This is a genomic window from Halobacteriovorax vibrionivorans, from assembly GCF_003346865.1.
GTDB classification, from domain to species: Bacteria; Bdellovibrionota; Bacteriovoracia; order Bacteriovoracales; family Bacteriovoracaceae; genus Halobacteriovorax_A; species Halobacteriovorax_A vibrionivorans.
Window position 1 is genome coordinate 570,059 of the sequence record NZ_QDKL01000001.1, and the last position, 18,354, is coordinate 588,412.

The 18,354-nt window shown below is 37.8% G+C and carries 1 protein-coding gene; it reads left to right on the plus strand.

Features of this window, described 5'->3' with window-relative positions:
• Positions 1-79 precede the first annotated feature (79 nt).
• Positions 80-18,109, plus strand: a complete 18,030-nt coding sequence (locus DAY19_RS02795; RefSeq protein WP_114705662.1) for a LamG domain-containing protein — start codon at positions 80-82, stop codon at positions 18,107-18,109.
• Positions 18,110-18,354: the final 245 nt, after the last annotated feature.

An 18,354-nucleotide genomic window follows, 5' to 3' on the forward strand; every position in this document is an offset into this window, starting at 1 on the left:
CGCGTTAAACGTTAACAAATGAAACTAATATCATGGGGTTAGTAGAATAAGTTTATTTAATTTATCAATATATTCACTTGTGATTATATTCCTTTTTACTGGGTGTTCAGATCCCTTAAAAGGCCGCATCGATATTAACTCAATCACTGAGTACGATAAAGTTCCACCTGAAATTGACTTTGTTACCACTGCCGGCCCGATGAACGGTAATAATGATTTTACACTAAACTACACACTAACTGATGATAACTCTGGTGTAGCAAGTGCCAAGATTCTCTACACACCAGATTTTAATACAACTAATTATTCTGAAGTTACAACTGTTACAGGTGGTAGCAATCAAATAAAATTCTGTGTTCCTAATAAGAATCACCCTGCCCCTGCTTTTAAAATCATTGCTAGAGATGAAGCAGGTAACGTCTTTGAAAAAGAGCTCGGAACTAGTGGACCAAACTTTTCAATTAACTTAGATACTGACCCAACTATCCCAAACTTAACTTCATCTCTAGGTACACTGACAAAAGATCAGCCTACAACCTTAAATATTGATAGTTGCTCACTGAATGCCTGTTCAGGTGATGCTGTCTATTTTGAGCCTCCAACTCAAACAAAGTATGTCTTTGCCAATACGACAGGAACCACTCCTAGTGTCGGTGATGCTTGGGTAAGCTGTGAAACCGCTCTCTCAAGTGGTTATTTACAAAACAACTTTCCAAGTGAAGGACTTAATACTTACTATCTATGGACAAAAACAGAAGATGTAGATGCAGATAGTGTTACTCCATTGAATTTTATTTCAAGTGCTAACACAACAATAGATATTACATACGATAATACTGCTCCTATTGATAACACTGGAACTGGTTTTACTTTTGATAATGATGTTGAAATTGTTGGTGATAATATCCCTGTTCAATGGAGCCTTTTTACTGATCAACAAGTCGTCGATCATCGCATTGAATTATATACTGATAATACCTGTAACCCATTAAATCTCTATAATAGCTATACGACTTCTAGTGCCGCAATAACCGATAATACGAATGTTGATGGCCTTGTGGATGGACAATACTGGGCAAAGGTCATAGCAATCGATCATGTGGGACTTGAAGGCTCATCCTCTTGTTCACTCGATAGTGTTTTTGTCGATGCAACTGCACCTGTTGATAATGGAGCGGACTTACAATTTATCGACACATTAGATAATGACGGTGATGATCTTTCTATTTCATGGACAGCATTCAGTGACTTAACACTTACAAATCATCGTATTGAAATCTTTAGTGACTCAACATGTTCAACATCAGTAGGTACATTTCTTACTGGAAGTAGTACTAATTCTGACAGTGCTGCTGTGGACGGATTAAATACAGGAGACTACTGGGCAACTGTTACAGCAATTGATGGAATAGGAAGTGAAACAACTTCAAACTGTTCTACAGATACCATAAGAGTCGACAAAGACTCACCTATTGATAATGGAGCAGATTTACAATTTACTGCAGCTACTGATATTGATGGAAATAGTATTGCTGTTACTTGGACAGCATTTTCAGACCCTGATGGTGTTGTCGACCACAAACTTTATACATACACAAATAATACTTGTACGCTTGGTGAAACTGACCATGGAGCAACTTCAAGTGGTACAAATTCCAATGCCACAAATATTACTTCTCTTGCCGATGGCCAATACTGGGCAATTGTTGAAGCATTTGACCCAGGTGCAAATAGTACTAAGTCTGCATGTTCAACAGATTCAATTATAGTTGATTCAACTCCACCACTAGATAACACGGCCAGTGTCCAATTTAGTGCAACACATGAAAATACAGGAAATAATATTGCTGTTTCATGGACAGCTTTTACAGACTTAACTCTAAGTGATCATCGACTTTATACCTACACTGATTCAAGTTGTACTTTAGGCATGGTTGATCACGGGTTAACAGGCTCAACGACGACTTCATCTAGCATCATAACTGGACTGGCCGAAGGTACATATTACGCTAGAGTAAGAGCTTATGATGCCATGGGCTTTGATACTCTATCAGCATGTTCTACAGATTCAATCGTAATTGATAAAACAGCTCCTGTTGACAATACTGCTGATGTTCAATTTACAAACGATTACAATAATACCGGTGACAACGTTAATGTGTCTTGGACAGACTTTTCTGATACATATTTAAGTGATCACAGAATTTATACTTACACAGACTCTGCATGTACTTTAAATGAAGTCGATCACGGCTTAACTGGTAGTGCAACGAGCACCAATGCTGCAATCATTGATGGATTAAGCGATGGTACTTACTACATAAAAGTAGTTGCCTATGATTTAGCTGGTAATGAAACAACAAGTGCTTGTTCCACTGATGTAATTACCATTGATACAACCGCCCCTACCGACAACACAGCAAACCTCATCTTTGCAGATACTCATGATATTGATGGTAATGATCTAAATGTATCATGGACGGCATTTACAGACACAAATGGAATAGCTGATTATCAAGTTCTAACTTACACAAACTCTTCTTGTACATTAGGTACAGTAACTCATCCTTATATAGGAAGTAACGCTTTAACTGATTCAACTTCTATTGATGGCCTTGCCGACGGAACTTATTATGCAAGAGTTCGCGCAATGGATAACGCAGGAAATACAACATTATCAGCTTGTTCAAGTGACTCGATCATTGTTGACTCAACACCGCCGCAAGATAATACTGCAAATATCCAATTTACACTTGCTCATGAAAATACTGGAAATAATATTGCCGTTACTTGGACTGCGTTCTCTGATTTAACATTAAGTGATCATGAAGTTTATACATATACCGACTCATCTTGTTCTCTAGGAGAAGTAAATCACGGACTAACAAGCTCCACAGCAGCATCTGCAAATAATATCACAGGTCTTGCCGAAGGTATTTACTACGCAAGAGTTAGGGCCCATGATCTCATGGGATTTGATACATTATCTGCTTGTTCTACTGACTCTATCGTAATCGATAAGACGCCACCAACTGACAACACGGCCAATATCCAATTTACAAATGACTACAACAATACAGGAAATAATATAGATCTTACTTGGACGGGTTTCACTGACACTTATTTAAGTGATCATCGTATTTTAACTTATACAGATGCTGCTTGTAGCTTAAATGAAGTAGACCATGGACTAACAGGAAATACGACAGTTGCTAATAATACGATTGTTGATGGACTTACTGATGGTGTTTATTATGCAAAGGTTGTTGCAATTGACCTTGCAGGAAATACGACAGAATCAGCTTGTTCTACAGATACGATTACAATTGATCTTATTAATCCAACAGATAATACGGCCGATCTTCAATTTGCTGATCTCTATGATAATGATGGAAATGATATTAGTGTAAGCTGGACAGCCTTTACTGACCTCAATAGTATTGCTGACCATCAAATCTATACATATACAGATGCAGCTTGTACTTTAAATGAAACAATACATCCATTAACAGGAAGTGGCACTAACTCTGATGCCGTAACAATTGATGGACTCACAGATAATATCTATTATGCAAAAGTATTAGCTTTTGATAGCGCAGGTAATTCAACTCTTTCTGCTTGTTCTACAGACTCAATTGAAGTCGATACAACTCCTCCGACAATTGGTGCAAGAGAAGTTGTGGGAACAGTTGTTACAGGACAACCCCTTGGTCTTTTCAACCTAAGTGATTGTAACGATGTAACTCATGTGAAAATCACAAAAGGACTTGGAGCTCCACCACTTGCCGCAGACTCAGGTTGGCAAACTTGCGATACTGTAAATTATTCGATGACATTTGATGATCTCGATGTTGGAGCAAATAATCTTCAATTTTGGATTAAAGACGTTGCAGAAAATGTGCAACCTTCATTTATTGCCCATCAAGTTTTCTTTACACCACCACAATTAACGGTAGAAAATGGGCCAACAATTAATACAACTATTGCAGATATTTCCATTGATTACTGTACAGAAGCTGGAATAACTGAGGTTATTTTCAAAGACGTTGACGGACAACCTGCTGCGAGTGATCCTGATTGGCAAACTTGTACAACAGCGATTGGTGGACTTAAATCTTATACACTTACTCCAGGTGATCATACACTAAAAGTATATCTTAAATATGAAGACACAAGCATCTCTCTAAATGCTATTGATCTGCCTCTTCGATATGATCCTGTCATCAACTGGGTTGAGTCTCCAGTAATAAATAGACCTCATGTTTCATTTACTTTTGAAGCATGTGATGGGATTAGTGAAATTTTAATTAATCAAGGAACACAACCAGCACCAGGTGATCCACAATGGCAAACTTGTTCAACATCGGCCGGGGCCATTACACATACACTAACAAGTGATGGAGAACAAACTCTAAACTTCTGGTACAAAGATTTAAGTAGTAATGTTCTAACAGGTTACTCTCAAGTTAACGTAAACTTTGTACCTCCTAGTGCTTACTTAGCAAATGGAACTGATCTTGACACAAATACAGCTGCTATTTCAATTGATAGCTGTACTGATATTTCAAAAGTATATGTAAAACTCGATGATACAATGGAGCTTCCACCTTCAGTCGCAGACTTTACAACTGGCGATGGCCAAGACTGTACGACTGCGATGAATGCTATCACTTCACCAATAATTCCAGCAGAAGGGATACACACACTTGATGTATGGTTCTACTTTAATGATGGATATACATTAGATCCGTGGCATGAAAGACTTACTGTTCGCTATACTGCTGTTGATTCAACACCACCTCCAGTTTCTGGAGGAGATGGAGCAGCTGTTCCTTTGGCAATGACATTAAACAATGGAGATGCTAGCTCTCCGCCAATTTTATTAGATAATGCATCTCGTGCTATTTTTACTTTAAACACTTGTGAACCAAATCCTCCAGTTGCAATGACAGGGACAGTAGATATAACGGCATCGACAACTAGTGTAACTGGTACGGGAACGCTTTTCACAAGTGAGATCAGCGTTGGAGATTATATAAATATTGGAAGTGAGATTTTAAAAGTCGCTTCAATAACTAATGATACATCATTAGAACTAGTTTTCCCTCACACTGCGGGAGCAACTGGTCAAAGTATTACAAAAGAATACCCTGATGATGTAATTACAGACATGATCGTAACAAAGAGCTCAACGGCCCCTGATGCCGACAGTCCAGACTGGCTAACATGCTCTAATTCTGCAGAGCTTTTAAAATCAGCTTCACTTACTCCAGATGGAGTATATACATTATATGCATGGTTTAAAGATGCTAGTGGAAATGTTTCGACAACTTCTCTCACTCAAGATGTTGAAGTTCAAGCAAATGGGGATTTAACTCCACCTCCGAGGCCAGAAATCATAGTGGAAGGAGCACCTGAAGTTGCGAGTGCACCTGTTGGTATGACTGTAGTTGACTGTACAGATGTCGATCAGATTTATCTGAAGCCATCTGAATATCCATCTCCATATGTTGCACCAGATAAGGATCAATCAGGCTGGCAAGACTGTAGTGAAGCAGTTGGTGCACTGACATATCACGTTGACCTTATTGGATCTTATACAATATCAGCATGGTTTAAGGATGCTGCAGGTAATATAAATTCAACTCCAAGAGATGTATCATTCATCTTTAACCCAACTCAAGGAGCTTATCCAGACGCTATAGCATATTGGACAATGGATAACGTTCACAAAAAAGAGGGTCGTATTATCGACGCTCTAGGTGAAAACCATCTTGTCTATTGGAATAATGGCAGCGTAACAAGTACGGCCGGTAGAAGTGATGAAGCAGTTTCGCTAAGTGGAACTAACAGTTATCTATTAACAAAAAATACACCTATTCTAAAACCGACGACCGCTGTTTCTGTCTCAATGTGGGCAAACCTAACAAGTGGTGACACTGGAAACAAGGTTATCATGGGAAATATAGAAGAAGGTGTTGGTGGATATGGATTCAAATTAAATGGAGGAGACCTGCGTTTCTATGCTAGTGGACAATCGGTCTCAATTGCTACTTCTTCGTACACAACAGGTTGGCATCACATTGCTGGTACTTCTGATGGACGATTTATCAATATTTATATTGATGGACAACTACAGGCAACGACAGATTTAGGCTCTCCAGCAAATCTCCAATATGGATGTCCTACAATTCTTGCAGTTGGTACGGATGTTAATTGTACTGATCAGCCGACTATAACAAGTAATTTCGATGGACAATTAGATGAACTAGCAATTTGGGATAAGTATTTATCTGAACAAAATATTTTAAATCTCTATATTGATACATTCAACCAATTTAAGGTTAGTCAACATTCCACTAAGCCAGCAGATATAGCTTCTGCTTCTTTCTATGGTGAGACACTACAAAATACAAAATTAACTATTGATACTTGTGGAGATAATAAATTCATCTATATCGATGAAACGACTCACCCACCAACAGTAGATACACCACGTTGGCAACTATGCCGTGAAGTTATTGGTGCAGCAATTAACAAGAACCTAACACAAGGTCCTCATGAATTAAAAGTGTGGGGTAAAGATGAATACAATAATATCACTAATGCTTTTTACTATGTAGATACAGTTGTAACATCAACAAATCATTATGAACCAAGTATTCTACATTATACTATGGATAATGATCATATTGATGGATCACTAGTTCAAGAGATCAGATCTGGTTACCATGCAACAAATAATGGTGCGACACCAAGTGTATCTGGAGTCCAAAATGAAGCTTATCAATTTGTAAAAGCAAGCAATACCTACTTAGAGACTAAACATGCCGCACTTTCTCAAGTCGCAGATGAAGTAACCATTTCGATCTGGGCCCAACTGACTGCAAATGATAATCGTCAGCAGGTGCTGGCCGGGAATAGAATCTCTTCTCATGGTTACTCAATTGAAATTGACAACAGTACAAGTGAATTGAAATTCTTTGTGGAAACTAGTGGTGGAACAAGATCAGTTGCAATTGCAACCTCGGCCTACACAACAGGATTTCATAATATCGTTGGTGTCTATGATGGACAAAACACAAATCTATATATTGACGGTATACAAGTTGCAAGTGTTGACCACGGAAGTGTCCTACCTATTCAATACACTTGTCTAGGTTCATTTGTAATTGGTGCTGGAGCAACATGTAATAATGGTGCTGCTCTTGGAACGCATTTTGATAATAAAATCGATGAAGTATTAGTTTGGGACTACTCATTAACTTCTGCAGCTATTACTGAATTATTTGAAGGACAAGATACTGTTCCTCCACTTTCAGTACCAGTTACTCCACGTGATAATCTTTACACAATTGGAATTCCTGTCGCAAGACTCAACGTAGATAACTGTAGCGATATTGCTAAGGTCTATGTAGCACTCGATGATACCAAGCCAACTGGTGAAATTGCTAATTGGCAAACATGTTCAACAACAGATGACCTAATTAAATCGAGCTTATTAGAAATTGGTGCAAATGATCTACGTGTATGGTTTATGGATGAGTCTGGAAATGTTTCTGACACTTCAACTGATTTAACAATCACATATAACTTTGATGCAACCATACCTACTCCTGACTCTTACTACACACTAGACCGAGCAAATCGTGATGGAAGCGTGATCTATGACGTAACAAGTGCTCATCATGGAGAAAACTATGGGCCAATAGAGTCAACGGGTGTTGCCGATGAAGCAATGAATTTCAACGGCACGAGTGATTATATTGAAGTCTCAAACGATGTATCATTTGAGCCAGCTTCTGAAGTAACACTATCAACGTGGTTTAATGTGGATTCTTTCCCAACTTCAAGACAAGTAATTGCAGGTAACTACAACAACGGCGGTTACGAGATTGCTCTTGATAACGGTGTTGTAGAATTTAAGGTTCAAGCCTTAGGTGGCCCTCAAGTTGCTACCTACTCAACGACATCATTAACTCCAGGAGATTGGACTCACGTTACGGGTGTTTGGAATAATGGAACGATTAGACTATTTATTAATGGAATAGAAGAAGTTAATACTGTTATTGCGGGAAGTGCTGATATTGATTATGCACAAAGCAATTCATTCTTAATTGGAGCATCACCTACAACATCAACAGGCCCATCGGGTAATTACTTTGATGGTAGTATCGATGAAGTTTCTTTTTATCGAGCTGCTTTAAGTGATACCGTTATAAATGAATTATACGAGAGACAATCTAAAGGAGATAAAGCGTATTACGATGTTACTCCTCCATCAATTCCAGTAAACCTGAATATCATTTACTACAACTCATTAGTATCAAGAGCAAACCTAACAGTCACAGACTGTACTGGACTTGATTATATTATTGTTACAAAGAACGAATTCCCTCCGGACAAAAATGATGAGGACTGGCAACTTTGTAATACTTTAACAGGTGGTCTACTTTCAAAAAGACTAGATCCAACTGACAATTATGCAAAGTTTTGGACAAAAGATATTTACGGAAATATTTCAAAAACTTTTGAGTATGTTCCAATTATTACAAAATACGATAAACCTATTGCAAGACCAGTTGTTCACTGGACTTTTGACGAAGCCCACTACAACAGTACCTCAAACGAAGCCTTAGATCGCATCAGTGGCCTAAAGCTTAAAAATGAAGGTTATGAATTAGAGTATGTTGATTTTGATAATGATACATGTCCTCGAACAATGGTACACAATCCAGCATTAGCACCTGTAACAATCGATTCTGATGGTGTTCTAAATAAATCGATGCTTTTTGGCGATGACCGATTCTTGCGCGTTAAGTCTCCTCAGAACTCAAAGCTTAAGCCAAGTGACACACTCTCTGTTGCAGCATGGGTTTACTTAACTGGTGATGGTGTACACTCTGATGACCATATCATCTCAAATGAGTTCAATGGCAAAGGTTGGTCAATAAAAGTTGATGCGGCCAACAAGGATGACAAAGGGCTTCGATTTACTGTTCATACAGCAGATGGGCTCTTAGAACCATATCTTGAAACAAAGAACTACACAACAGGATGGCACTTAGTTATTGGTACTTATGATGGACAGAAGGCCAGTCTTTATTTTGATGGTATTTTTGTCAAGTCCTTCTCTAATGCTTCACCATCGCCAATCGTCTATGAGACAGGTGTAAACACTTTCGTTGGGGCAAAAGCATCTACTGGAGATGAGCCAACAAATGGTAAATCACATTACTATGCGCGCTCTGGTTTAAATTGTAACTTATACAATATCGAAGATAGTAACTTTGCAAATAAAATAGATGAAGTCATTATTTGGGATCAAGTTCTAACAGGACTAGAAGCGTCTTCTCTATATCATAATGGTGCAGATATTCTTTACGAGACGGATGTAACGGAACCACCGAACCCTACTTTAACACTAGAAAATACTAGACCAGATTTATTCTCTAATAAAGCATATTTCACCGTTAACGACTGTACAGATATTTCAGGAGTCCTAGTTAATGAAGGGACAAGACCTGACAAGCAAGATGATCGCTGGGAAGTATGTCGAGAAAGACGTGGTTCATTTGGATTAGAAGAACTTACAGAAGGTGGTCACACTATAACGACATGGTTTAAAGATCTAGCTGGTAATGTAACAAGTTCTTCTTCTGATCTAGTTGTAAATTATACTCCAATTGCAACAGTTCCATATTCAAATGCTTACTGGCCAATCGAAAGTGTTGCAAGCGTTGATAGAACTGTCATTGATATTATTGAACATGGAGTACACGACCTAATCGAAGTTAACGTAGATGCTGCCGATAACCCGACAGCAACTTATACCACAGGAAAAGTAGGAGAAGCATTATCCCTTACAGGTAGCCAGTCTTATCTAACAACTCAAGACACTGTCTTATTGACACCAGTTAACTTCTTATCTGTTGGTGGATGGTTCTATCTTACACAATCTGATAGTACAAACCGTGTCTATATTGACCGCCATGTCTATTCAACAGCAACAAACAGAGGTGGTTATAAACTCTATCAAAGCGGTGGAAACATACGATTTACACTTGAGCTAGACATTGCAGGAACAATTAATTTAGCGAGTTCAATGGCCGGTGTTACAACAGGATGGAATCATGTAATCGGTATTTTTGATGACCAGGAAGTTAAGTTGTATTTAAATGGCGTCGAAATTGCTACTTCAGGTGTACTACCTGAAAGAGATTTCGTTCGCTACGATGTTCCAACTGATTTTAGAATTGGTGCAGAATCTAATCAGAATAATCTTGCGACAAACTTTTTAAATGAGAAAGTCGATGAAATTGCTGTTTGGGGATATGACTTATCACCAACAGAAGTAGCAACTGCACATACAAAAGGACAGTCATCGACAAGACAAGTTGAGACGATGAATGCACCTTCAAATGTTGATAACGCTTATATATATTTCGATAGTCATTTCGGCCCTTACGCCAAGATGACAATTTTAAATTGTACAAATACTCCTTGGGTATATATTACTTATCAAGGAGCACCACCACCGGCCGATGACAGCGATGACTGGCATCGTTGTGTAACTAACCCTGGTGCAATATTATCTGAAAAGCTTCCAACTGGAACAACTTATGTTGATGTGTATGCAAAGAATGCACTTGGAGATATTTCGACATTAGCAGGTACAAAAGAAATTGATCCGATTCCAACATATTCAGACTACGATCTGGTAAAGCCTATTTATCATGCATCTTTTGATAATGGCACGATTAACGGTTCAACACTTACTGATCATACCTCACAAGTATCAGCTCAGCTAAATGGAAGCCCAACAATCTCAACAAGTAGTAACGGTAACGAAGTAATATTCGATGGTAGTGATGATTATATAGATATTGCTAATAATTTTAGATTTGAAAATCTGTATAACTTTACATTAATGACATGGTTGCATTTAGATAGTACTGATACAGCTACTAGACAAATTATTACAAAGAAAAACTCAAAAGATGACATACGTGTTTATCTTGATAGTGGCGATATTGTTTTTGAAGTAAATATCGTTCAACCATCTGGCTATACTAGAAGTGTTCCTTATGGAATTATTAGATATCCTCTAGAACTGATTCAAACCGGAATGCATCAACTGGCAGTAAAATACGATGGACAAGAATTATCTTTATATATTGATGCTAATCTTGTTGCTCAAGCAGATCCTGGCTATCAAAACTGGTCAACTACGACGATACGTAAAGTTGACTTTGATTTTGTAAGTGGTTTCTATCTAGGTGACAATACACAAGCAGAAAACTTCCAAGGTGCTCTTGATGACTTTATGGTATTCAATCAGACTCTTACTGATGAAGAGATTTTCTACCATTATAAGAGATATGTAGATGAAGTTTATCCAAATGATTCAACAGCTCCAACAACAACGCCAACACTTTCTGTTGTTAACTCGACGTTTGGAACAAATTGGCCAACAGATAATCCAAATCCAGTTTATTCAATAAATGACTGTAATGATATCACTGGTGTCTATATCACTGTTGATGCTCAACCAGGGCCAACAAATACATCAAGTGGATGGCAACAATGTAGTACAAAAGATGGTGCAATCGATTCACCGACACTCACTCCAGGTGTACATACAGTATATTTTTGGTTTAGAGATGCAAGAGGAAATATAAGCTCACCTCAAAGTATCGTTGTTGAATACACAGACCCACCTCTTCCTCAGCCAGTTGCTTATTGGACGCTCGATCAAAATACGAAAATCGGTAGTATTTTCTACGACTCATCAAACGCTATCAACATCAATAATTTTGGTGCTCAAAATATAGCCTCTGCAAAAGTTGGAAATGGATTAAGTTTTGATGGTGAACGTCAATATTTAAAAACTGATTACGATCCACAACTAAAAGTTACAGATGAATTCACTATTGGATTTTGGATGGATCACAATATTCCATTGGATGAAGGAAGTGGCGATCGTTTCTTCAGTATGACTGGTGCACAGCCAGGTGGTATGGAGATGTATCTAATATGCGATGAATCTTCTTGTGAAACTAGTAATAAATTTGTTGATTTCAAAGTTAATATCGGTAATAGAAATTATGTACTTGATTTACCTGTTTCACAATTTCCTTCATCTTGGGTGTATGTTCTATACACATATGATGGACGCTATCTAAGATATTATGAAAACGGAACACTGAAAAGAGAGAAAGACTTAAATGATTTTGAAAGTGTAACTTATGATGCTGTTGAAGAAGTTCCTTTTGTTATGGCCGCGAAAGCAGGAGCAGATGAACAAATATCTAAACATTCAAATATGAATATTGATGACGTTGCAATCTGGAGTAAGGCGCTAAATCAATCTCAAATTACAAATCTCTATAGTAATTATGCAAATAATAATACGAGAAACTATGATCCATTAAGACCGATTGTAACTCCGGCCAATACAAGAGCTTCTATTTATAACCCAGGTTATAAATCATTTGGTTCAAGACTTCGTCTGACAATGAATGATTGTACAGATACCGATATGATCTTGGTATCTGACTCAACAGTACAGCCAAGTGATACAGATGAAAATTGGCAAGTTTGTAACACAATAGCAGGTGGTATATTAAGCTCGCCTCTACCAACTGGATCGGTAACGCCAAGGGTTTGGGCAAGATCATTTACTGGTGAAGTTTCCGCAGCTTCTGGTACTGCAAATGATCAATCATATACAATGCCAACCTATGTTTCTGACATACCAAGGCCAAGTGTTCACTGGTCACTGGATTCAGCAGCATCTGGCGCTTATGGACATCCTCAAGTTTATGATAATTTTGGTACTGCACATGGATCACTTGATGCCACAACACCACCTGAATCAACTGCAACGAGTGGAGACAATGCTGTAATTGAAGAAGGGTTCAGCTTTAATGGTATCGATGAATTTATTAAGATAAAACCAGATGCAAATACAAACCCAATGTATACAACATCAATATCGGCATGGGCCCATCTTGTAAAAGGCGAAACAAAGCATCGTCACATCGCTGGTAATATTCAAAAAGCAACACTCACAGATGGATCAGGGATTGGACTTAGAGTTAAAAATGGTAATTTACAATTTTATGTGACTGCAAGATCCCCTGGAGCAACAGGAAGCATTCAAACTCTAACTGTAGATTTTGATACAAGTATCTACAATACAGGCCTTCACCATATAGTAGGAACATTTAACAAACAAAAACTAGAGCTATATCTTGATGGTGTAAAAGTAGCGGAAAAATACGCTCAGCTCTTTGATGGAAATTATATTGAAGTTGTTAATGATGACTTTAGTTATTGGAATATTGGTGCAGAAACAGGATATCTACAAACAGCTGAAGCAAACTCTTTCTTTAAAGGCGTTATTGATGATGTCATGATTTGGCACAATGTTCTATCAGAAGAAGAAGTTTACTATCTATACGAATACGGATCAGACCTTCTTCCTACGACACTAGCGGATGGTATTGCTCCAACTGACCCAGGAATAGAGCTCACAGGTAATCTTACAACGACGTCTTCACCATGGAGTCATTTTACAATGCCAACATGTACTGGAGCAAACGGGATTCTGATTAATGCAATCTATGTTAATTCCAGTTCAGATGCACCACCAAGTAAAGACGATATTGGCTGGCAGTATTGTACCCGTGATGAAGGATATGTAATTTCCCATTTACTTGAAAGAGGTGATAACGATATTACTGTCTACTTTAGAGATGAAGAAGGAGATATCTCAGGATCAACATCTTTTAATGTTACCTATATTCCACCAGACTTAATTCATCCACTGGCATACTATACATTTAACACTGAAGATTCTATTAGTGCTGACCACTTTAGAGACTTAGCAGGAAACCTTCATATTAAAGCCTCAAGTGATATACCTAAAGTTTCATCTGCAATTGGTGGAAATGCAGTTGAATCAACTCTCTCATCAGAAACAATTAGTAATACTTTTACTTTTGAATACGATATGGAAAGAGATTTTACGATCTCTATGTGGCACTTACCACAAGCAACATCTGAATATAAACTTTTAGAGTATGGGCAGCTACGAATTTCGAGAACATCACTAAATCAAATTCAAATTCACATACCTGATATCGGAACTTTTACAACAAATCAATCACTGATACCAGCGCAGTGGACACACTTAACTTTTAGAAGAGAAAACAACTCTCTAAAAATATATTTTAATGGAAAACTAATTTCATCTTTTTATACTAAGACAAACAATCTAAAACTTCACAACAGTGGGAAACTATCATTACTAGAAACGAGAGGTCGACTAGATGAAGTCGTTATCTATGACTCACCTCTTACAGAAGATCAAATTGCTTACTTATTCTTCAAGGGAAGTAATCAAGAAAAGCTAGAACTATATCCTTTAAACTATGTTGAACCTGCCGTTCCTGACTTTTACTGGAACTTTAATAACACACAACTTACTTCAAATAGCTTAAGTGGGGTAACAAACTCAGAATCTCTAAATGTGAAAAATGCAGTTACGACAGGAAGTGTTGATGCTATTGAAGGAGAGGCTTTCCAATTCACTCGTTATGAAGATATTTTAGCAGGTGATGATATAAATACCGTTGGCGCAAGACAATTTTTACGATCGGACTCTGTTGCACCAATTGACTTCACTTCAGAGTTCACATTATCAATGTGGATCAAGCAACCGAATGCAGATAGCGCAAACATTTTCACTGATGATAAGAGTGTTATTATTGATCAATGGGGATCAGAGTTTGAAGAGAGAGTTTTCAGACTAGAATATAAACACACTTCTACTGGTTCAGGAAAGTATATACTCTATCTAAGAAATGGTTATGAAACGGATATTACCAAACAAGCTATTAAAGTTGAAACAACATCTTTTAGTGGAATTAATGGCTGGCACCATCTTGCGATTAAAAGAGATGTAAGAAAGCTTGCTATCTTTATTAATGGCCGTGAATACGGTGCCGCTTTAATTGGAACAGCTGCTCAAATTGTTAACAACAATCTTACAACACCTTTAAGAATTGGTGAGTCAGGTCTAAGCGGGCTTGACCTTATGGCAGAAGATGTCTCAGTTGCAGCTGGAACAAATACTATCACTGGTATTGGTTCTGATTTTGAGAATAAATTCTATAATTATATCCATGGAAGTGTTGATATCATTTCAAATACTACAGTTGTTACAGGTACAGGTACTCGCTTCACTCAAGACTTAACGGTTGGAGAAAGTGTACTCATTGCAGGAGAAGTTCATACTATTGCAAGCATTACAGATAATACGACATTTATACTCGATGCAAATCATGTTTCAGGAGCCTCTGGTGAGAATGTTAGAAAGGTTATCCCAGGAACAGTATCAAGTACAACAGGATCAAATATTATTACAGGAGTTGGAACAAACTTTACTTCGGCCCAATTCCCAAATAACTCATATATCACTTTTGGTAACGAGATTGGTCAAGTTGCTTCAGTTAATAGTCCAACACAAATAACATTAGTCAATAATGCTATCTCTACACAATCAGGAGTTTACGCTGAAAGTACAAGTGACCTAAAGCGACTTAAATTAGGCGCTGAGATTTTCGATTCTTACTATGTTAATGATGCAACAACAATTACATTAGGATCAAATCACATAGCTGATGTTTCAAATGTAAATATGTGGAGAACTTATAATAATACTCATAGTGATGAATATGGATTTGACGGTAGTATTGATGAACTTGCTGTATGGTACGATGCTCTCGACTTCAACCAAATTTATAAATTATATCAGAAAGGATTGGCCAATGAGCCTATTTCAGCGGCACCTACAATAGCATTTAATGGTGTTGGTAATACAACAAATGATTCAACAGTTTCAATCACGCTCAATGACTGCCAAGACTATACTCATGTTTGGGTAGGAACAAGCCTCGATAGTGATCCGCTTGATGGAACTCCAGGCTGGGTAGCATGTACCGATGTAGCAGGTGGACTAACTTCACCAACTCTTACTTCGGATTCACTAAACACTGTTAAGATATGGTTTAAAACGGGATCTGTTGTTAGTTCATATACATCAAGTTTTGATATTACACATGTAACTGGTGATCTCACTCCTCCAGCAATTCCAGCAATTACACTTGAAACAGCATCACCAACGAATCTTTCTTATGCTCGATTTACGATTGGCTCATGCAGTGACATCACTGGTGTTCTAATAAATCTAACGGGTATTACTCCAAGTGCAATTAATCCAAATTGGAAAAATTGCTCTACGATAAACTCTGCACTTCACTCACCAATTCTTGAAAGTGGAGCAAATACAATAAGTGTATATTTTAAGGATGAAGCAGGAAATGTAACAACAAGCTCTGATTTTGCACTGACATACAATCCAGTAATGATTGCAAAGCCTGGCTTATATTTGAACTATAATAACGAAAACCTAAATAACAATATTATTCTTGAAGAAATAAATGATGATGTATTCAGTCCTTCAGTTGTTCTATCTTTAGAAAGTAGTTATATAGAAGGAGAAACGATAGAGTTTAACGGTACAAGATACCTTGAGGATGTATCAAATACTTTTAATATCACGTCAAACTTTACAATCTCAAATTGGATAAACATCGCAAAACCGACATCTTTCAGTGTCATTAATGATAAATGGAATAGTACAATTGCAGAACAGTCATATCGTAAATTAATTGATAGTAATGGCCGTCTATGCCTAGAGTATCAAACAGTCAACAGTACCCAAGTTTGGAATAATGATTCATACAAGAAGATCTGTTCAACTGGTAAGATCGAATTTGGTAATTGGAATCATGTCGCTATCACGAGATCAGGTACGAATGTAAACTTCTACATTAACTCAGTAAACGTTGGAAATGAGACAATTGATAATGGCGATCTTGTGAACTCACCTATTCCACTTCGAATTGGTGCAAGTCAGCGTGAAACAAATGGCGTTGGTATTGTTGGAGGTATAGATGAGACAGCAATGTGGAATCAAGAGTTATCTGCTTTAGATATAGAGACTCTTTATGGACGTGGAATGTCTCAAATGCCAATTTTATATACTTCGCAACCTCAAGCAACACCACTTGAAGATATTTTCTGGGGATTTGAGTCTGCAAATTACTCAGCTCCAAACCTAAGTGCAGCAATTGGCTCTAAGGACTTAATCAATGTTCCATCTTCAACGCCAAGCTCAGCAACATATAATCCGTCTGCACAGATAGGAGAAGCATTTGACTATGCTAATGAAAACTATTTCGAAACTGTTGATCATGAAATTAATCTAGGTACTGACTTTACAATTTCAACTTGGATCAACCTCGTTGATGACTCAGACGATGAAGGAACAATTCTCAACAAGTGGAATGAAGCCGATGTAGATGAACAAGAATTTAGATTATATACAGATAATCAATATATTAAGTTCTCATATCATGCGACGACAACAGCTACTGACACCTTCCCAATGCTCGGCTTTGACACAATAACATCAAATGGGCAGATACCACTTACAACGTGGACAAATATTGTCATAACAAGACGTGGAAATGTTATCCGTATGTATATTAATGGTGAGCTAGAAAGTTACAAGGTTATTGGGCCAGAAGCAATGAAGAACATTACAACCGTACCACTAAGAGTTGGTGGTGTTGAAGATGGCGGTATTAACTTCTTCACTGGTACAATCGATAACACGAGTATTTGGAAAAAGCCTTTAACTAAAGAAATGATAAAGTATGTTTATCAACAAGGACAAGCGAATCTTGAGAATCCAACCACAACTCAAGTAAGCCTTGCTAACCCAAGTAATACCATTGTTGACCCAATTGCTTATATGACAATATCAGACTGTAATGGAAATACTAAATACCTAATCCAAGATTCATCTCTAGGTGCTCCAGCAGCTGGTGCATTAACAAATGATTGTACTAGTGAGCTAAGAGGAATCTTCTCTACAGATGTCCCAGCAACAAGTGACACACTCCATATCTACTTAGGAGATGGTACTTCAACTGTTGAAGGTCCATATCCAGTTAATGTCATCTATGCCCCATAATCCAGAAGCGTTAGCGCCCGAAATGAACGCAGGTTGAACCGTAGGTTCAAGTCCAATCAGCATTAATGCAGAAAAAAGGCAAAAAAAAGCCTCCGATACGGAAGCTGTCACCAGACCTCCCATCCGGGTCGGTCGGCGTTGTTCGTCGTCATTTTTCCATCCTGGAAAATGCCGCCTCCAAAAAGATGGTGCCCAGACCGCCTGCGGAAAAAGGTGCCCGATGGCACGTTTTCGTGCAGAGTGGA